The following is an 18,939-nucleotide window of genomic DNA, read 5'->3' on the forward strand; positions in this document are numbered from 1 at the left end:
TTGCTAAGAAGTTAAAAGAAGTGAGTTCGCCGCCTGCACCATGGTGCCGCGATGAAATAAAACATGGCGTTTTTTGCCGCCTACTTGGCGCCATAATACAGCGCTACGAATACCCGCTAACAGTAAGGTACGTATTTGGTTTTGAATAGCCTGCTGTTTTAGCAGTGCGGGCTTGCCTTTTACCAGAATAGGGCGGGCTAAAGGGCCAACAATGCCACTGTATAAGCCTGCCAAGTTTTCCATAATACGGTAGTTATCGACGTTAAAGTCGTATTTTTGTCGCGCCACTTGGGTTAAGCCAGCGGCTAATTCACTCACTGCTTTGCTGTTACCGTTAAGCACTCGTTCTAACCTAAGCATATTTATAACCAGCTCTACTTGTTGCTGGTCTTTCGCACCTTTACCGGCAAATTGGTTAATAAATATTTGTAAACCAATGTGCAGCGGGTTGTGGCCAGGGTTAGTGCTGTGCTGATCCGTGTTGTGGTCGGCGTTGGCCGCAATAGAATAATGGGTGTCGGTGACGTATATGTCTTCAATAGACGCTGCATTAACAGCTAACACCGAGTTAACCAATGGGTTAATTGCTTCTGCTGGGGTTACCTGCCCACGGTGGGCCAGCTGTTGTACACAGGCTGCGGCTTGGCATAAACCGGCTAAGGCAAACACACGTTGTTGCCACTCGGTCACAATGCAACCTCGAAATCAGTAATGCGCGACTCAATAATAGCGCCACCTAAACATACTTCATCAAGATAGAATACCGCCGACTGGCCCGGTGTAACGGCGGCTACAGGGGCGTTGAACATGACTTCTAAGTCGCCGTTTTCAAGGGGCGTAACCACACAAGGAATGTCTTCTTGGCGATAGCGGGTTTTAACCATACAGTGCAAAGGCTGGGTAAGCGTTTCGCGATTTACCCAATGTACTTGGCCAGCAATTAAACCTTTGGAAAACAGCCGTGGGTGTTGATTACCTTGGGCAACAATAAGTTCGTTGCTGGCAACGTTTTTGTCCACCACATACCAAGGGTCGTTGCCTGCATTGGCTAAACCACCAATAAGCAGACCTTTGCGCTGACCAATGGTGTGATACATTAAGCCTTCGTGTTGGCCTAGTTCAGTGCCGTCAACGGCAACAATGGGGCCTGGCTGGGCTGGCAAGTACTGCTGGAGGAAGTCTTTAAATTTACGCTCGCCAATAAAGCAAATGCCGGTGGAGTCTTTTTTATCAAAGGTAATTAAGTTTTGCTCTTCAGCAATACGGCGTACTTCGGTTTTTTCAATGTTACCCACAGGAAATAGGGTACGGGCCACATGCTCATGGCTAAGAGTGTACAAAAAGTAGCTTTGATCTTTGCTTTGATCAACACCACGTAATAATTGAAATTTACCGTTATGTTCACGGCGCTGGCAATAATGCCCGGTAGCAATGTAGTCGGCATTCAACACTTCGGCAGCAAAGTCTAAAAAGGCTTTAAACTTAATTTCTTTGTTGCACATAATGTCAGGGTTGGGGGTGCGGCCTGCTTTATATTCTGACAAGAAGTGCTCGAACACCGTGTCCCAATATTCTGCGGCGAAATTCACCGTATGCAATTCAATGCCTAGCTTTTCACACACCGCTTGGGCGTCTTTTAAATCGTCGGCAGCGGCACAATATTCATTGGTGTCGTCTTCTTCCCAGTTTTTCATAAAAAGCCCCTCAACTTGGTAGCCTTGTTGCTGCAATAACCAAGCTGAAACCGACGAGTCGACACCGCCGGACATACCTACGATAACGCGAGGGGACGTTGTTTTAGTCATGACAAACCTTTAATTACAAACACCAGTATTTGGGCGCTGAATTCTATCACTTTTTCTGTTGTGGTAGAAGCTCGGTAGGTATCTCGGCGGTGGTTAGCTCGCGGTATTCGCCAGGCTGAAGGTTTTCAAGGTTAAAATTACCAATACAATGACGCACCAAGCGTAATGTGGGGTGGCCAATGGCGGCTGTCATTCGGCGCACTTGGCGGTTACGGCCTTCGGTAATGGTTAAATTAAGCCAGGTGTCTTTAATTACTTTACGTACCCGCACTGGTGGGTTGCGCTGCCAAAGTGTAGGTGGTGCAATTATTTCCACTTGAGCAGGTAAGGTTTTGCCGTCGTTTAACAGCACACCTTGTTTAAGTTGCTGTAAGGCTTCGGCGGTTGGTTCGCCTTCCACCAGTACCCAATACGACTTGCGCATTTTTTGTTTCGGGTCGGTAATGCGCGCTTGAATAATGCCGTCGTTGGTTAATAACAATAGGCCTTCGCTGTCTTTATCGAGCCGCCCCGCTGGGTATACGTTGGCCACTGGAATGAAGTGTTTTAATAAGCTGTCGCTAGGCTCGCCACTAAACTGGCAAAGGGTATTAAAGGGCTTGTTAAATAAAAGCACCCGTGGCGTAGCTGGGCGAGGGCGGCGGGGCTTGGTTTTCCACGCCGCGGACTTGTTACTAGCAAAAGCCTTGGGGTTAGCGCTAGCACTAGGCTTAGGGCGTGGTGAACGAGTTGTTGGGCTGCGTTTTACAGCAGTGGCTTTGCCTGTAGTAGGTTTTTTATTCACGAATTACTCATTTGGGTAGAACAACAAAATCGCCGCTTGTTGTAGGGGTAGTTGCTGATTTGCTTTCAAATTACCAGTGAAAGTGCGGTACAATGCGAACTGTCATGTCATAAGCATAACAGCAGAATTGGAAAATACGAATGAATGAAGTGAATAATGGCCCCCTAGTAAAACGCATTGGCGGCAGCCCAGGGAACGCCTTGTCGAACAATTTCAAGTTAGACAACAACAAAGTTTTACAAGAGGCCTGGGAATTAACTAAAACCACCAAGCCACCTTTTTTATTAGGGGCAATTATTATTTATTTAATTGCTATTGCTGGCAGTGTTATTTTAGAGCCATTACAAGTTGATTTAGCCACCATAGAAGAAACCGGTGTTATTCCTTTCGGCATGCTGGTAAGCCAGCTGGTATTACAAGTAGTAGTGGCGGTGCTGTTAGCTGGGCTAATAAGCATGGGCCTACGCAATGCCGTGCGCCACGTTAAAAGCAGCGAAGGCGAAACTACTCTAGTGCCTGAGAATTCTCCGAAAATGGTGTTTAGTCATTTCGCTGGGGCATGGCCTATTGCGGCTATCGAAGTGGTTAAAATGGTTGGTATGTTAGCGCTGGTAACACTGGGTATTATGTTAGCTAGCCCATTGGGACTGGCTGTAAATACATTACTTGGTATTTTTATGCTAATATCTTTAACCTTTGCTGTAGGTTTAAGCTTAGCGGTGCCACTGGTTATTAAAGATCAGCTCGGCCCGTTGAAAGCCATTCGTATATCACTAACCGTGGTGTTTCGGCAATTTTTTGCCTTCCTTTCTATTTATGCGGTTTTAACTATTCTTTTTATGCTGTCTATTTTTACTTTGGGTATTGGCCTTATTTGGGTGATACCGTTGTTTTATAATGTAAAAGGCATTTTATACCGAGAGATCTTTGGCATTGAAACGCACGTAATAGCAAAGAACAACATCCTATAGTAGTAAGTAAGGTGGTGTAAAAGGATACCAAAATGATAAATAAGATCATGACAAATAAAAAAACATTAGGGCTTATTGCGCTGATAACCACTGCATTTGTGGCCATATTGCTTATATTTGCGTTTCAGTCAGATAGCTCTCATCAAGGTGAAGCAGGCGGCATTCCATTTTCTAAAACCCAGCGTATGCTGCCGCCGGTGAATGCTAAAATTAGCCATGGCACGAAAGAAGTGCCCGACTTTGGCAATATTAACCAAGTGCTTGAACGTAAAGTGGCTTTTTTCAGCTATTTATTGCCGGCTATACAATCTGAAAATCAACACATACTTGCTCAGCGCGACACTCTTTTGCGCTTGCACGAAAAAGTATTACAAGGTAAAGCCCTAACCAGCAGAGAAACGAAATGGTTAGACGACTTAAGTGAGTATTATCGAGTTGATGCTAATGATCGCACCCGTCGCTTTAACTTGCTACTACGCCGTGTTGATATTGTGCCGGAAACCTTAGTGCTGATTCAAGCTGCCAACGAAAGCGGTTGGGGCACGTCGCGTTTTGCCCAAAGTGCCTTGAACTTTTTTGGCCAGTGGTGCTGGACCGAGGGTTGCGGCATTGTACCCGACCAACGCCCAAGTGGTGAAAGCTATGAAGTACGTTTGTTTAATTCTATGGAAGCGTCGGTAAAAAGCTACATTAGAAATTTAAACACCCATGCAGCGTACCAAGAGCTACGCTCAATTCGTTATGGCTTGCGCACTAATGAACAGCCTATTACAGCGGTGCCATTAACGGCAGGCTTAATGAGCTATTCCACCCGCGGGGAAGACTACATACACGAGCTGCAGCAAATGATTCGTGTAAACCGACCTATTATTGAAGTGGTACGCGACGAATTAGAAGATAATCACTAACCATAAACAAAGCAGGCGTAATTAGCCTGCTTTGTTAGCTGATTGTAGTTCGCAACACCTTATTCAAAGGGGCATTTAAAGCCGTCGGGCTTCAAGGCCAGTAAATCGCAATTTAATTGACCTATTACGTGTTCGGCCGTATTACCAAGCAGCGCTGCTGAAATGCCAGTACGGCCAATGGTACCTAATACCACTAAACCCGCATCTATTTCCTTCGCTAACTTCGGAATGGCGTCTTCTGGCATGCCTTCCACTAAATGAGTTTTATGAATAGTAGCAGCGGCTGCGGCAACTAGCTTAGTAAGTTCGTTTTCATGGAATGCTTTTACGCTGGTTTGGTACTGGAAAGTGTCGAACTCTGGTATTTCAATGGCTATCGCCGAAGGGGCCGACGGATAGCAGTTTACTAAATGTAATCTTGCCTTGAGCTTTTCGCTCATGGCGTTGGCGCTTTGAATAACCTTCTTGTTCAGCGCTTGGTGGGTGTCGCTTTCCGCTGCGGCATGCACAGCAGCAAGTATTTGGCCACCTTCTTCAGGCCAAGCATGCTCTTTTACCAACAATACTTGGCAGGGGGCTTTGCGTAATAAATGCCAGTCGGTAGGGGTAAAAATAACGCTTTGCAAGGCACCATGTTTTTTGGCGCCTTTAATTATAAGGTCGTGGCCATGTTTAAGAGCACTGCGAATAATGGCTTCAAAGGGCCTATGGTGCCATACCACTTCTATGTTAATTGCTAAGTCAGTGGCGTTTGCTTCAGCTAATAGGCTATTTACCCATTGGTGCCTATCTTCAATCAGCGAGCTACGCATTTGTTCACGTTCTTCACCCGACAGCATGGTGGTCATTTCATAAGCGAAGTCGTAAATAGAAACAAACAATGTAAGTTGAACAGGCATGATACGAGCTAAATGAAGGGCGCGTGACAGCGCTTTTTGCTCGTCGCTTTCAGCGTCAAGTACAACAAGAATATTTTGATACATAAGCAACCTTCCTTGTGGGTGGAAAAGTGACTTCATTATAAGCAAGCTTAGTTCATGTGGCTTAACCCGTACAACTTTTCTAGTTATGTATTCTAGCTAGGTAATTCAGTGAACGGTTAGGCTTGTTTTTTTTGGCAAGGAATGGGCGACAAACCTGCTATTTCACCAATACGGTTAATATCGCAAAGCTTGACCAAACGGCCACTTACTTTAATTATATGTTCACGCTGAAATTTGCCTAGCAAGCGGCTTACGGTTTCAACGGTTAAGCCCAAATAATTGCCAATTTCAGCACGGGTCATGCTTAGGCGGTATTCTGAAGATGACAAACCACGCTTTTGAAAACGCGACGATAGTTCAAGTAAGAAGGTGGCCACCCGAGCTTCGGCATTGCGTGACGTAACCAAGCCAAGCATGCGCTTGTCGGCATTTATTTCGTCGCTCATTAGGCGCATTATTTGCCGCCGCAAGGTTGGTACCTGGCCACTTAACAATTCAAGGTTGTCGTAAGGAATTTCGCATATCATGCTGGTTTCTAAGGCTTCAGAAAAGCCTTGGTAACGTTGGTCGGAAATAGAAGAAAAGCCAATTAAATCGCCTGGCAAATGAAACGCAGTAATTTGCATTTCGCCATTATCATTTAATATGTAACTTTTTAAGCTGCCAGAACGAACCGCATATAACGAGGTAAGGGGCTCGCCGGCCCGAAATAAGGTGTCGCCACGTTGGTAAGGGCGTTTGCGTTCAATTATAGAGTCGAGCTTAGTTAAGGAACTATCGTCTAAGGTGTAAGGCAAACACAACTGGTTGATGCCGCAATTTTGACAATTAATATAGTTTGCTGAACGATTCTCAGTGGACATCTAAACTCCTAGAACTAACGCAGCTGCATTAACCCAATAATGATTGTTGTTACGCCGTAACCTGCTAAAAGAATTGAAGAAGCCCAACGAAATTTGGCTGACTTTAACAGATGCTGCATGCGATGACTAACCATACCTAAGAATAACATGCTTGGCAAAGTACCTACACCAAATAACAGCATAAAAAAACCACCCGATACCGGCGAAGCAGACAGGGCGGCCCACGACAAGGCGCTATAAACCAAGCCGCAAGGAAGCCAGCCCCACAACATGCCGGCGGCGAAAATATGGCTGGTTTGGCTATTACGGTTAAATTTTTTCGACCAAGGTTGTAGGCGCCGCCATAATACTGCACCTAGGCGTTCTAACCAGAGCAGGGCAACATTTATGCGCAGTAAATAGGCGGCTAATAATACCATCATTATTCCTGCCGCAATACGCATCCAAATTAAAAATGAAGGCTGTAATTGCGCTAGGCCAAAAAATGCCGAGCCAACCAAAACGCCGGCAATCATATAGCTGGTTATACGGCCAAGGTTATAAAGTACAATACGTGTTTTACTTTGCTGCAAGCCCATAGCGCCGGCAAGGCCACCACACATAGCAATGCAATGCCCACTACCGGCAATACCCATTAATAAAGCAGCCCAGTAGTCGATAACATTCATGGCTTGGGCTGCTTTTTGCCGGTTGCTTTATGCTGTTCTTTTGGTGCTTCGTCGTCGAGTAGAATGTTGTAGCCTTGACGCTCTAAGTCGTCGAATTGCCCGGTGCGCACAGCCCAAAAAAGCAGGCCAATAATAGCAACAACTATAAGCACCGCAACGGGCACCATAATATGTAAGTATTCCATTGGGCCTCCTTAATAGCGTTGCCGGCGCAGTAAGCGCAGCGAGTTACTAATAACAATCAATGAGCTGGTTGACATACCCAACATGGCCCAAAGCGGGCCAATAAAACCCGCTACCGCCAGTGGCAAGATAATGCCATTATAACCTAACGCCCAAGCGAAGTTTTGCCGAATTACTTTGCGCACTTGGGTAGCCGTGTCGAATAAACGCCGAATGGCCAATAATTCACCATTTAAAATCACCACGTCGGAACCCGCCTGAGCAAGATCAGAGCCCGAAGCAAAGGTGAACGACGCATTCGCTTGTGCCAATACCGGCGCGTCGTTAATACCGTCGCCAACCATAAGCACCGGACCATGCTGTTGCAGGGTGCGTAATAATTCTAACTTGTCGGTGGGTTTTAATTGCGCATGCACGTTGTCGAGGCCAAGCTGGTTACCAATAAACTGGGCCCGTTCGTGGTTGTCGCCTGTAAGCATAATGGTACGAAACCCTTGTGCATGACACCACTGAATGGTTTCTTCAGCATCGCGGCGCAGCTCATCGTCTACTCGCCAGGCAGCAATTAAGCCTTCTTTGCTGGCTAAAAACACATTAGCTTGTGGTAATGGACTTTCTATTTCGCCTAGCAACTGCTGAATAAACTCTAGGCTGCCAATACGGTATTGCTCGCTGCCAACACTACCTACTACGCCTAAGCCAGGTATGTTGGTGACTTCATTTAGCTGTGCAGGCTGGGCTAAGCGCCGAAAAGGCTGAGCAATAGGGTGTTCCGAGGCAAATTCAAGTGCAGCTGCTATGGCTTCGTTCTCGGCTTGCTGGGCTGGGTACAAACTCCAATGGTTTAATATGCTAAAGCGACCTTCTGTGAGTGTGCCGGTTTTATCAAAACAAATGGTTTTAATTGGCGGTAGCGCAGCTAACACGTTGGCTTGCTTCAGTAGTATACCACTTTGGTTTAACCGGCTTACAGCGCCGCTCATGGCGGTTGGTGCCGCTAACGACAGGGCACAGGGGCAGGTTGCTACTAATACGGCGAGCACAGTCCAAAAGGCTTTTTCTGGGGCGACAAAATACCAACCGATGTAAGTGCCAGTAGCAATAATAAGTGTGGCCAACACGAAATACTTACTAACCCGATCGGCCAGCTGCACTACGCGGGGCTTTTGTCCTAAGGCTTCGTCTTGTAAATGAATAATACCCGCTAACAGCGTGTTTTGATGGGTATGGGTTACTTCAATGCGAATGGGGTTTTCTTGATTAATACTCCCCGCATAAATAATATCGCCGGCCCGTTTAGCAATAGGCCGACTTTCACCAGTAAGCTGAGCTTCGTCGCACCAGCCTTGATCAGACAGTAACAGGCCGTCGACGGGAATGGCTTCGCCTGGGCGAATTTGAATAATATCGTTAGGCTGTAAATGCTTCACCATTACTTTTTGCCAGCCTTCGGTGGTTTGTTTTTCAGCAATGGCGGGAATTAATTTCATTAAGTTGGCGGCATTGGTAATGGCTTTTTGCCGCGCGAGTAATTCAAGGTAACGCCCCGACAGTAAGAAAAAAGCAAACATGGTGACACATTCGTAATACACTTGGCCGGTGTCGGTTATGGTGGCGTAAAAGCTTGCAAAAAAAGCAAAAATAATGGCTAGGCTAACGGGCACGTCCATATTCAACGACTTCGACCGCAGTGCACGCCAAGCGTTTTTAAAGAAGGGTTGGCAGCTATACACAAATACGGGCGCAGTAAATAACAACGACACCCACCAAAAATACAGCCGGGTGGTGGAATCGATGTCGTCGTAATACAAGCCAACGGCCACCATCATGGTTTGCATAGAGGCAATGCCAGCTACGCCTAAGCGGCGAATATAACTGCGCCGTTGGCGTTCGTATTGCTCTTCAATGTCAGCTTGCTGAAAGGGTAAGGCTTTGTAGCCCACCCGATGAATCGATTTCAAAATAGCGCTTAAAGTGGTGTTTTCAGATTCCCAAGTAACATGTACACGGTCGGTGGTAGCGTTTACCACTACTTTTTCAACCCCAGCATGATTACCCAATTGGCGTTCAATTAACCAAGCACAAGCGGCACAGGTCATGCCTTCAACCGCTAGCGAAGCAGAACTATGGTTGTTTTGGGTAAGCACAAATTCTTTTTGTATTTCAGTGTCGTCGTAGGCAGCTAATTGTTCGTCTAAGCCGGCTAGCTCTTCCGGAATCAGTGCCGGGCCTTGGTTAGCGTCTACGTCGCGGTATTTATAAAAATGCGTTAAACCTTGCTCAACAATGGTTTCTGTTACCGCTTGGCAGCCATAGCAGCACATGGGCTGGTTGATACCAGCTACTTGTGCGGTAATGTTGACACCGCGTGGAATAGGTTGAAAACAGTGAAAACAATGCTGAGCGTTGTTCATAGCTGAAAAACCTTAAAACTCAGGAACAATAAGAATACTTTTACTGAAAGGCAGGTTAATTGAATTGCTAATACGCCATTCTTGATCAAAGGGTTCAATATCTATTCGCCAGTGGCCGGTAATGCCGGTTGGAAACTCGGTGCGATAAATACCTGCCGAAGCGTGAGGTACTAAAAGGTCGAAGTCGCGATCATCAAGGGTAGGGTGGTAAAACATAACCCTTAGGGCCGTACGTTGCGCAGGCTCGCCCGACACAAACTGTAATGTAAATATACCGTCGACCACGTTTGCCTGTAACTTTATGTCGAGTTCTAAAGCACGCTCTTTGCGGTCGAGCTTATAGTTAATGGCTCGGCCTTCGTTGTAGTAGTCGTCGATAACCATTGAGGTGGGGTTTTTTTTAACAATTACCGCGGTAATAACAATAGCGGTTAATACGGCAAGCTTCATGAAAACAATATACCAAGGCCAAAAGTGTTTGTACCAAGGGCCGGTGTTTTTGTGGTTCATCTGCTTAGTCGACATAAGCAACCTCATGATGTTAGGTGATACAAAAAGCCCCTAACAAAGTAGGGGCTTCCAATGCGAGTGTTGCTGTCCTTGCTACTCGGCGTTTAAGCTAAGTACATAGCCGGCGAGAATTTTAACTTTATCTTCACCTAAAATATGTTCCCAAGAAGGCATCACACCGTTACGGCCGTGGCGAATGGTGTCTTCAACCGCTTTTTGTGAGCCGCCATACAACCAAACGTTATTGGTTAAGTCTGGCGCGCCTAGCGCCGTATTACCTTTACCGTCGGCACCGTGGCAGGCGCTACAAATTGCAAATTGTTGTTCACCCGCACGAGCTGCGTCGCGGTCAACGTTGCGCCCATTCAGGCTTAACACATAAGTAGCTACCTCAACTACACCTTGTTCACCTAAAGCGTCTACCCACGGCGCCATAACTGCATTACGACCCTGCATTATGGTAGTGAAAATTTGGTGCGGTTCACCGCCCCAGTTAAACACACCATCGGTTAGGTTGGGAAAGCCTTGCGAGCCACGGGCGTCTGAACCATGGCACTGAGCACAGTTTTGTAAAAATAGGCGCTGACCAATTTTTACCGCTTCTGGCTCTTTAGCAATGTCTTCAATGCTTAAGCTGGCATACTGTTGAAAGATAGGTCCGTACTTGTCGTCTGCATGCATACGTTCACGGTCATACTGAACGTTCATACCTTCGGCACGGGCTTTTTCTACCGCCAAGCGCGACTCTTCTAAGGAAAGTACGCCTTGGTTTGAACTTGTCCAACCAAGCAAACCTTTGTAATTACCTAAGCCCGGATACAAGGCAAGGTAAATAAAGCCCCAAGCAAAACATAACCAATACAAAATGGTCCACCACTTAGGTAGTGGGTTGTTTAGCTCTTCAATACCGTCGAAGGTATGGCCCATAGGCTCGCCTTCTTCAATACCGGTATAGTTGGTCATATTCCAGCGCAACAAAATCATTAACGCTATTAAGGTACCGAGGGTTATGACTATTATCCAGGCACTCCAGAAGCTACTCATTATTATTTGACTCCTGCTTGCGACGCGACTCTGGTTGTTTCACGTCGGTTGAATCATCGTCTACAACAGACTTAGCAATACTGTCGTAGCGGTCTTTATTTTTCGGACGGTAGGCCCAGAGGATCACTAAAATAATGATCCCGAAGACAACGAGTGTGTACCATGCTGTGAATGTAGCTCCACTCATACTATTCCTTCCTTACCGTAGGGCGGTGCCAAGTGACTGCAAGTAAGCAATCAAGGCTTCCATTTCTGTGTGACCAATAACCGCTTCAGCGGCACCCGCTATGTCTTCGTCGGTATAAGGCACACCTAAGGTTCTAAATGTGCGTAGTTTGCGCTCGGTAAGGCGACCATCTAACACGTTCTCAGCTAACCAAGGGAATGCTGGCATGTTCGACTCAGGTACTACAGCGCGTGGGTTCATTAAGTGCACATAGTGCCACTCGTCTGAATAACGACCACCTACTCGTGCTAAGTCTGGACCAGTTCGCTTTGAGCCCCATAGGAATGGAAATTCCCATACGTGCTCACCCGCTACTGAATAGTGGCCATAACGTTCTGTTTCGTGGCGGAACGGGCGAATCATTTGGCTATGACAGCCAACACAGCCTTCACGAATATAAATGTCACGACCTTCTAATTCTAATGCCGTGTATGGGCGCAGATCTTTCACTGGCTCAGACATTTGGCGTTGGAACAGTAGGGGGGTGATCTCGGCGAGACCACCCAATGAAATTGCAATAATAGCAAAAACAGCAAGCCAACCGACGTGCTTCTCTACTAACTCATGTTTGTTTTTACTCACGACTCAGTATCTCCTTACGCGGTTTGAGCTGCGACTAGAGGTTCGCTTTTACGAACAACATCGCTACGGGTAGTTCTATATACGTTGTAAGCCATAATAAGCATACCGGTTACAACAAACAAACCGCCAATAAACCGTACAAAATAGAACGGGTAGGAGGCTTGTAAGCTTTCAACGAAACTATAGGTTAAGGTACCGTCAGAGTTCACTGCACCCCACATTAACCCTTGTGTTACGCCTGAAATCCATAACGCTACGATGTACAGAACAACACCAATAGTGTGTAACCAGAAGTGTGTGTTAATCAGCTTAATACTGTACATACGCTGGCGGTCGAACAAAATAGGGATTAAGTGGTAAATGGCACCAATAGAAATCATGGCAACCCAACCTAATGCACCTGAGTGTACGTGGCCAACGGTCCAGTCGGTGTAGTGCGAAAGGGCGTTTACAGACTTAATCGCCATCATTGGGCCTTCGAAGGTAGACATGCCGTAGAACGACAGTGACACAATCAAGAAGCGCAAAATAGGGTCGGTACGAAGTTTATGCCATGCACCTGAAAGGGTCATAATACCGTTAATCATGCCGCCCCACGAAGGAACAAACAGAATAACCGACATAACCATACCTACACTTTGCGCCCAGTCTGGCAACGCGGTGTAGTGTAAGTGGTGCGGGCCTGCCCAGATATAAATACAGATAAGTGCCCAGAAGTGCACAATCGATAAGCGGTAAGAGTACACCGGGCGCTCAGCTTGTTTAGGTACGAAGTAGTACATCATTCCTAAGAAGCCAGCAGTGAGCAGGAAGCCAACGGCGTTATGCCCATACCACCACTGCATCATGGCATCGACAGCACCCGAGTAAATCGAGTACGACTTCATGAACGACACAGGAATGGCTAGGTTATTACCTATATGCAGCATAGCTACGGTAATCATAAAGGCACCGTAGAACCAGTTCGCTACATATATGTGCGACGTTCTACGATTCGCCATAGTGCCGAAGAACACTACCATGACCCCGATCCACACTACTGCGATAAGAATAGATATCGGCCACTCAAGCTCCGCATATTCTTTGGTGGTAGTGAAGCCCATAGGTAAGCTGATGACAGCCGCTACAATTACCGCTTGCCAACCCCAAAAGGTGAAGGCCGCTAACCGGTCGGAAAACAACCTAACGTGACAGGTTTTTTGCACGACGTAGTAAGCAGTAGCAAATAATGCGCTAGTGCCAAAAGCAAATACCACTGCGTTAGTATGCAGTGGGCGTAAACGGCCGTAGGTAAGCCATGGAGTATCGAAGTTTAATGCCGGCCAAACTAACTGGGCAGCAATTAATACACCAACACTCATACCTACAATGCCCCATACGATGGTCATAATCGTAAATTGTTTGACCACCTTCAGGTTATAATCAACAGGTTGAGAATTCGTTTGGTTCATTTTCTTATTATCCGCTCGAGGTTGCAGAACATGCAAAAAGGCAAAACCTTTTTACAAAGTTTTACCGATAACGCTCTAGATTGTACGGATTATAGCGAAAGAATACAGCTGAATGTAGAGTTTTTATGACTCTAATCAAATCGGCGGGTATTATATCAACGATTTTGCAGTATTCCTGACCTTCCGCGGTGAAATTATGACCAGAGTAAGTTTGTACCTAACTATTTTTTTGTTAATAACCACTTTGGTGGCTTGCAGTAAAGTAAAACAGCCAAGTGCTACAGTTGGTTTTTGCGCCGTAGGGTCTATTCCATCGGCCCAGTGCCAACATGATGTGGCAGGGCAAACCATGACGCTTTATTCTTCCTCGCCCGCTATGCCAGAAGAAACCGCCATCGACTTGTATGTGCAATTACCTTCAGCTTGGCACATTAACCGCAGTGTCTTGTCGGGCGAAAGTATGTATATGGGTACCATACCGGTGGTGTGGGAATACTTAGAGAAAGGACGTTGGCTAGCAAAAATTCGCTTAGGCGCCTGTACTGATCCACAGATGGTGTGGCGTTTAAGCTTTGCTATAGAAACCGAACAAGGGCCAACCACAACCGACATTAGCTTTCCGGTTGCGGCTTACCCTAAATAATATATGACCGCTTAAGTTTTAAATTGACGGGCTAAGGCCGCTAAACTGTGGCTACTGTTCGACATCGACTTACTTAATTCGCCCAGCGATTTATTGTTGCTTTCATTATCGGTTGAAAGGTCGCTAATACCAACAATAGTTCTGCTTACATCGGCAGTAACTCGGCTTTGCTCGTCGGTGGCATTGGCTATTTGAATATTCATGGTAGAAATGTTTTCTACTGCCTGGCTAATGTTACGCAAGGCGGTTTCAGCGCCACTTACTTCGGTGCTGGTGTGCTGCGAAGCCTGTTGCACTTGCTCAATAACAGTAGACACATTGGCAATAGCCGACTGTATATTTTCTGTTAGCTGGCTAATTTCATTGGTTGACTGTTGGGTGCGTGTGGCTAAGGTGCGCACTTCGTCGGCTACTACGGCAAAACCTCGGCCGGCTTCACCGGCTCTGGCTGCTTCAATAGCTGCGTTTAAAGCCAATAAATTGGTTTGCTCGGCAATATTTACAATAACCTGCAAAATGTCGCCAATACGGTTCGAACTTTCTTGTAACGCCTCGGTTTGAGTAACTGCTGCAGCTAATTTGCTTGCTAATTCGTCGATACTTTCAACGGTGTTATGCATTATTTCTGCAGAGGTGTCGGCCTCTTGGTCGGCTTTATTAGCAAACTGCGCCGCTTGGCGAGCATGGTCAGCCACTTCCGCTGCCGAGGCCGATAATTCGTGTACCGCCGTAGCTACCGACGAGGCTTCGCCGGCAAGTTCGCCAGAAAGTTGGCTGCTTGACAGGGTTAAGCTGGCTAGCTTTTGAGCGGCGGCTTCTTCATTGCTGGCGTTTTCTTGAATGTTTTTAACGAGCACCTGCACTTTTTCAACAAACTCATTAAAACCAGCACCCAAGCGAGAAACTTCGTCGGACCCTGAAGCATTTAAACGCAGGGTTAGGTCGCCTTCGCCAGAAGCCACGTCGTCCATAGCCGCTATAGAAGCCCGCAGTGGTACCACAATGCTACGTATAATTAACACGAAAAATAATAATAAGGGCACCGACAAACACAGAGCAATTACAAACAAGCGCCAAAATTGCTTCAATAATTGCCCGTTTATATGGCTTAGTTCAACAGCGTTACCTAATACCCAGCCCCAAGGTTTAAATTCCACCACTCGAGCAATAACCGCCGTTTTTTTACGACCGTCGGCGCCCGCTGTAACGTACTGCAACGTGGCCGAGCCGGTTTTTTGGCTGCTAGCAAGCATGTTGCTGTAATAGGGTGTTCCTTTCGTGTCGGTTACATTAAGTACATTACGGCCGCGTTCATTGGCATTGGGGTGTTGTAATAAAACACCGTCGCGAGCTAAGGTAAACATATACTTATCGTGGTCGTAACGTATGGTGTCAAGCATGGCCAAGGCGGCCGACTTTGCATTTTCCGAGCTAAGCTCGCCGGTTTGAGCGCGTTCGTAATACGTATTTATTTGGGCTAGGGCAATTTCGTTGACAGCGTTTAACTTTGCTTGTGCTTCTTCCATGATAAAGCTGCGGTCGTTAAATAACATAAAGGCCACCATTAACGATGTGCCTAACGCAGCAATACAAAGCAATAAAAATAAACGAACACTAATGGTGAAGCGTTGTAAAAATCGATTGAGCATACAAGTTACTCGCAAAAATTTAAAAAAAGACTGTATTACTTGTTTTTATCGGCAAACCAGTACATTACAACAGCCTTAATACAGTTAAATAGAACTACGCCATGCAGACTATTTTTGATAACCTACCGCTTAGCCAAAACTGAAGTGGTTCCGTGGAGGATTAGATGGCACAAGGATATCAGGTTAAACATTCACATGCGAAAACTCTACCCGACTTACCTGGTATGCTTTTTCGCGCACTATCGACGGTTGCTCGTAAAGGCCAGGTAAACGATGAGCTTAAGGCATTAAATAGTCAGTATACAGCCCCAGCCATTGATACAGAACATTTAACTGCCTATAAAAAGCAACTTGCTGGCTTTATAAGCAACGTGCCCTTAACCTATTATTATTTGCTTGCCCAGCGGGCTCATTTAGCGTTAATGCTCGACGACCGTTTCCCTTGGCCTATTTTAGGCATGGTGCATGTGGCCAACCGTATGGAATACTTTGCCAAAGTAGACCTTAACTTACCTTTTACCTTAGACGTGCAAATTGAGTTTCCCGCTCGAGCTGCAACCCGCAAGCGGGTACGGCCAATGTATTTCGTCGACTTTTACCAAAACGACACCTTGGTAGTACGCTGTAATAGCGCATACCAAGTGGGCGGTGGTAGCAAGTCGGTTGAAAGGCGCAACCAGCAAGCAACCAAGCTAGAACTAAGCGGTTGGCTTGAAAGTGCTGCTTGGTCTTTGCCGAGCGACTTAGGCCGTTCCTATGCCAAATTGTCGGGCGACTATAACCCAATTCACTTACACCGCTGGTTGTCGCGCTGGTTTGGTTTTGCGCGCCCCATTATTCACGGCATGTATTCTGTGGCCCGAGCCCAAGCCAGCTTAGAAACTACCTTTCAACAAGAAATTCAAATGCTCGACGTTGGCTTTCGCCGCCCGGTGGTGTTGCCAACGGAACTGAAATGTTTATACCAGCCTGAAGAAGGGCGCGTTATGGTGGCCGATGCGCGCTGTAAACGTAGTTTTTTAGAAGGTACTTTTGCTACCTTTACGAACGAAACAACCAAGGGGAACTAATATGTCGACCGGCTTAATTTGGATAGTAGTTGGTATTTTACTTATTGTGTCTGAACTACTTGCCACCAGCATTGTTGCTGTATTTATTGGTGTTGGTGCTCTGGTTACGGGCATTTTAATGCAACTGGGCATAATTGAGTCTTCGGCGGCGCAATATATTGTGTTTGGTTGTGTCAGCTTAGGTTCTTTACTGCTAGTAAGAAAACGGTGTAAAACTTGGTTTGTTGGCTTTACCACTGACAAAACCAGTAAACAGCAAGAGTTTCAGCAAAGCATTGGCGACCGGGTGGTGGTGAAAACAACCTTTAACCAAGGCCACGGCAGAGTAGTGCTAAATGGCGTGCAATGGGACGCAAGAAGTACCGACGAGCTCAACGCAGGCGATGTTGCTTGGGTAATAAAAAATGACGGCATTACTATTGTGGTAGGCCGTAACAAGCCTTAATTGGGCATTAAGTAAAGGAGTTCGGAATGGACAGTTTAGCTATACTTTCGTTAGGTTTTGCCGTGTTTGTTATTGTTATTATTATAAAAACGGCCCGCATTGTGCCACAGCGAAGTAATTACGTTATAGAACGTCTCGGTAAGTATTCACGCACGCTCGACTCAGGGTTTCACATTCTTATCCCTTTTGTCGACAAAGTTGCTTATATACACACACTTAAAGAAGAAGTAATCGACGTAACTCGCCAAGCTTGTGTTACTAAAGACAACATTCAAGTAGGCATTAACGGTGTACTTTATATTCAAGTGATTGACGCGCACCGTGCCAGCTATGGCATTAACGACTACCGCTATGCTGCGTCGCAATTGGCGCAAACCACTATGCGTTCTGTTATTGGCCAAACGTCGCTTGATAAAACCTTCGAAGAGCGCGCCATGATCAACGAAGCAGTAGTAAATGCACTCGACGAAGCAGCAGCGCCTTGGGGTATTAAAGTATTACGTTATGAAATTTCCGACATTGAATTACCCGCTAGCATTCGCGACGCCCTTGAACAGCAAATGCGCGCTGAACGTGAACGCCGTGCTGCTATTGCGAAATCGGAAGGTGAACGCCAAGCTTTGATCAACGTTTCAGAAGGTCAGAAGCAAGAAGTTATCAATATGTCTGAAGCAGAAAAACAAAAGCAAATTAACGAAGCTGAAGGGCGGGCAGAAGAAATTGAACTTATTGCCACCGCCACCGCTGAAGGCTTACGTAAAATAGCCATAGCTATAAACGAGCCAGGCGGCAAAGAAGCCGTTAACTTACGTGTTGCTGAACAATACGTGAAAGAGTTCGGCAATTTAGCCAAGGTGAACAACACCATGATTATACCTGCCGAGCTTGCCAACATTGGCGGTGCTGTAGCTAGCATTACCGACATTGTTAAGGGTATGCGCAGTTCATGAAACAAGTAGGCCAGCTGGTAATATTTGCCCTAGCTATAAGCATGCTTTACGGTTGCACCACGCTAAAACAACAGCTAGCCGATACGGTTAAGTTTCGGCTAGAAGGCGTCGATATTACCATGGGCGTGCGTCGTGGTAATAATATTGTTCCCGACATTACTGCCGATTTAGCGGTACAGGTAGAAGTGAACAATAACAGCCCAATAGCGTTAACGTTAATGCAAATGAACTACAACGTGTTTGTTGGCAATTCGCTGGTTGGCCAGGGTGCTAACCAAAACGAAGTTAAAGTGGCGGCCCAAGGTGGGCGTAATTCAATAGTGCTTAACATTTCCTTAAGTGCCAAAGAGCTGCTTGCCGAAGGCATTCATTTAAGCCGCGACAAAACCATGCCGCCATTACGCATTGAAGGTTCAGGCGTAGTGAACTCGGCCATAGGAAGTTACAACATTCCATTTACGCTGCGTTACAACGACAGCTAATTATTTAACAAAAACAAAATGAACTAAATAGCCGTAGCTTGCAAAAGCTGCGGCTTTTTTTTACCTGGGTTTTGTTAAAGAAGAAACGACGGGGAGCTTGCTATAGCGTTATCTTAATAGTAATCCGATTTAACATAAGGGGGCTTGCTATAGCGTTATCTTAATAATAATCCGATTTAACATAAGGGGGCTTGCTATAGGGCCACCTTAATAATAATCAGATTTAACATAAGGGGGCTTGCTATAGGGCCATCTTAATAATAATCCGATTTAACATAAGGGGGCTTGCTATAGGGCTATCTTAATAA

Annotated in this window: 21 protein-coding genes; 7 read left to right on the top strand and 14 right to left on the bottom strand. The window is 46.1% G+C overall.

Annotation, left to right across the window (positions count from 1 at the left end):
- Positions 1-3: 3 nt before the first annotated feature.
- Genes M1L23_RS04005 through M1L23_RS04015 form a run of 3 tightly spaced genes read right to left on the bottom strand, consistent with a single transcriptional unit; the run spans position 4 to position 2,589 of the window.
- Complete coding sequence (locus M1L23_RS04005) at positions 4-690, bottom strand: lysogenization protein HflD (RefSeq protein WP_252625831.1); 687 nt, start codon at positions 688-690, stop codon at positions 4-6.
- On the bottom strand, positions 687-1,805 hold the full coding sequence (mnmA, locus tag M1L23_RS04010; RefSeq protein WP_252625832.1) for a tRNA 2-thiouridine(34) synthase MnmA: 1,119 nt from the start codon (positions 1,803-1,805) through the stop codon (positions 687-689). The genes M1L23_RS04005 and mnmA overlap by 4 nt, the downstream gene beginning before the upstream one ends.
- Positions 1,806-1,851: 46 nt before the next feature.
- The gene (locus M1L23_RS04015; protein ID WP_252625833.1) at positions 1,852-2,589 is read right to left on the bottom strand and encodes a pseudouridine synthase; all 738 of its coding nucleotides are present in this window, start codon (positions 2,587-2,589) and stop codon (positions 1,852-1,854) included.
- 140 nt (positions 2,590-2,729) lie between these two features.
- Here M1L23_RS04015 and M1L23_RS04020 point away from each other — a divergent pair, with 140 nt between their 5' ends.
- Together M1L23_RS04020 and M1L23_RS04025 are read left to right on the top strand one after the other, a co-directional pair.
- On the top strand, positions 2,730-3,560 hold the full coding sequence (locus M1L23_RS04020) for a DUF2189 domain-containing protein (protein ID WP_252625834.1): 831 nt from the start codon (positions 2,730-2,732) through the stop codon (positions 3,558-3,560).
- A 32-nt stretch (positions 3,561-3,592) separates the two neighbouring features.
- The gene (locus M1L23_RS04025; RefSeq protein ID WP_252625835.1) at positions 3,593-4,468 is read left to right on the top strand and encodes a glucosaminidase domain-containing protein; all 876 of its coding nucleotides are present in this window, start codon (positions 3,593-3,595) and stop codon (positions 4,466-4,468) included.
- 59 nt (positions 4,469-4,527) lie between these two features.
- On the opposite strand, the gene uspE is transcribed toward M1L23_RS04025, so the two are convergent.
- The 10 genes from uspE to ccoN all read right to left on the bottom strand — a co-directional run bounded on the left by uspE (position 4,528) and on the right by ccoN (position 13,392).
- Positions 4,528-5,451: a universal stress protein UspE gene (gene uspE, locus M1L23_RS04030; RefSeq protein ID WP_420840621.1), complete on the bottom strand. Its 924-nt coding sequence runs from the start codon at positions 5,449-5,451 to the stop codon at positions 4,528-4,530.
- 116 nt (positions 5,452-5,567) lie between these two features.
- Positions 5,568-6,314, bottom strand: coding sequence for a fumarate/nitrate reduction transcriptional regulator Fnr (gene fnr / locus M1L23_RS04035; RefSeq protein WP_252625836.1), 747 nt, complete (start codon positions 6,312-6,314; stop codon positions 5,568-5,570).
- Between the two features lie 14 nt (positions 6,315-6,328).
- Positions 6,329-6,982 carry a sulfite exporter TauE/SafE family protein gene (locus M1L23_RS04040; protein ID WP_252625837.1) on the bottom strand — a complete coding sequence of 218 codons (654 nt, stop codon included), beginning with the start codon at positions 6,980-6,982 and terminating at the stop codon, positions 6,329-6,331.
- Positions 6,979-7,167: a cbb3-type cytochrome oxidase assembly protein CcoS gene (gene ccoS / locus M1L23_RS04045; RefSeq protein WP_252625838.1), complete on the bottom strand. Its 189-nt coding sequence runs from the start codon at positions 7,165-7,167 to the stop codon at positions 6,979-6,981. The genes M1L23_RS04040 and ccoS overlap by 4 nt, the downstream gene beginning before the upstream one ends.
- 9 nt (positions 7,168-7,176) lie before the next feature.
- Positions 7,177-9,579, bottom strand: coding sequence for a heavy metal translocating P-type ATPase (locus tag M1L23_RS04050; RefSeq protein ID WP_252625839.1), 2,403 nt, complete (start codon positions 9,577-9,579; stop codon positions 7,177-7,179).
- Between the two features lie 12 nt (positions 9,580-9,591).
- A complete protein-coding gene (locus tag M1L23_RS04055; RefSeq protein ID WP_252625840.1) occupies positions 9,592-10,104 on the bottom strand; it encodes a FixH family protein in 513 nt (170 codons plus the stop codon).
- A 78-nt stretch (positions 10,105-10,182) separates the two neighbouring features.
- Positions 10,183-11,133, bottom strand: coding sequence for a cytochrome-c oxidase, cbb3-type subunit III (ccoP, locus tag M1L23_RS04060; RefSeq protein WP_252625841.1), 951 nt, complete (start codon positions 11,131-11,133; stop codon positions 10,183-10,185).
- On the bottom strand, positions 11,126-11,320 hold the full coding sequence (locus M1L23_RS04065) for a cbb3-type cytochrome oxidase subunit 3 (protein ID WP_252625842.1): 195 nt from the start codon (positions 11,318-11,320) through the stop codon (positions 11,126-11,128). Before M1L23_RS04065 ends, ccoP begins: the two co-directional genes overlap by 8 nt.
- Positions 11,321-11,332: 12 nt before the next feature.
- On the bottom strand, positions 11,333-11,941 hold the full coding sequence (ccoO, locus tag M1L23_RS04070; protein ID WP_252625843.1) for a cytochrome-c oxidase, cbb3-type subunit II: 609 nt from the start codon (positions 11,939-11,941) through the stop codon (positions 11,333-11,335).
- Between the two features lie 14 nt (positions 11,942-11,955).
- Positions 11,956-13,392: a cytochrome-c oxidase, cbb3-type subunit I gene (ccoN, locus tag M1L23_RS04075; protein WP_252625844.1), complete on the bottom strand. Its 1,437-nt coding sequence runs from the start codon at positions 13,390-13,392 to the stop codon at positions 11,956-11,958.
- Positions 13,393-13,588: 196 nt separating this feature from the next.
- On the opposite strand from ccoN, the gene M1L23_RS04080 reads away from it, so the two are divergent.
- The gene (locus M1L23_RS04080) at positions 13,589-14,035 is read left to right on the top strand and encodes a hypothetical protein (protein WP_252625845.1); all 447 of its coding nucleotides are present in this window, start codon (positions 13,589-13,591) and stop codon (positions 14,033-14,035) included.
- A gap of 11 nt (positions 14,036-14,046) precedes the next feature.
- On the opposite strand, the gene M1L23_RS04085 is transcribed toward M1L23_RS04080, so the two are convergent.
- The gene (locus M1L23_RS04085; protein ID WP_252625846.1) at positions 14,047-15,684 is read right to left on the bottom strand and encodes a methyl-accepting chemotaxis protein; all 1,638 of its coding nucleotides are present in this window, start codon (positions 15,682-15,684) and stop codon (positions 14,047-14,049) included.
- Positions 15,685-15,848: 164 nt separating this feature from the next.
- Here M1L23_RS04085 and M1L23_RS04090 point away from each other — a divergent pair, with 164 nt between their 5' ends.
- From M1L23_RS04090 to M1L23_RS04105, 4 genes are read left to right on the top strand one after another with little or no spacing between them, the layout of a single operon-like run.
- Entirely contained in the window at positions 15,849-16,754 is a 906-nt protein-coding gene (locus tag M1L23_RS04090; RefSeq protein WP_252625847.1) for a MaoC/PaaZ C-terminal domain-containing protein, read from the top strand.
- A 1-nt stretch (position 16,755) separates the two neighbouring features.
- Positions 16,756-17,199, top strand: a complete 444-nt coding sequence (locus tag M1L23_RS04095; RefSeq protein ID WP_252625848.1) for an NfeD family protein — start codon at positions 16,756-16,758, stop codon at positions 17,197-17,199.
- Between the two features lie 26 nt (positions 17,200-17,225).
- Entirely contained in the window at positions 17,226-18,149 is a 924-nt protein-coding gene (locus tag M1L23_RS04100; RefSeq protein ID WP_252625849.1) for an SPFH domain-containing protein, read from the top strand.
- Positions 18,146-18,631: an LEA type 2 family protein gene (locus M1L23_RS04105; RefSeq protein WP_252625850.1), complete on the top strand. Its 486-nt coding sequence runs from the start codon at positions 18,146-18,148 to the stop codon at positions 18,629-18,631. The genes M1L23_RS04100 and M1L23_RS04105 overlap by 4 nt, the downstream gene beginning before the upstream one ends.
- Positions 18,632-18,939 lie beyond the last annotated feature (308 nt).

This window comes from Aliidiomarina quisquiliarum, assembly GCF_023922585.1.
GTDB classification, from domain to species: domain Bacteria; phylum Pseudomonadota; class Gammaproteobacteria; order Enterobacterales; family Alteromonadaceae; genus Aliidiomarina; species Aliidiomarina quisquiliarum.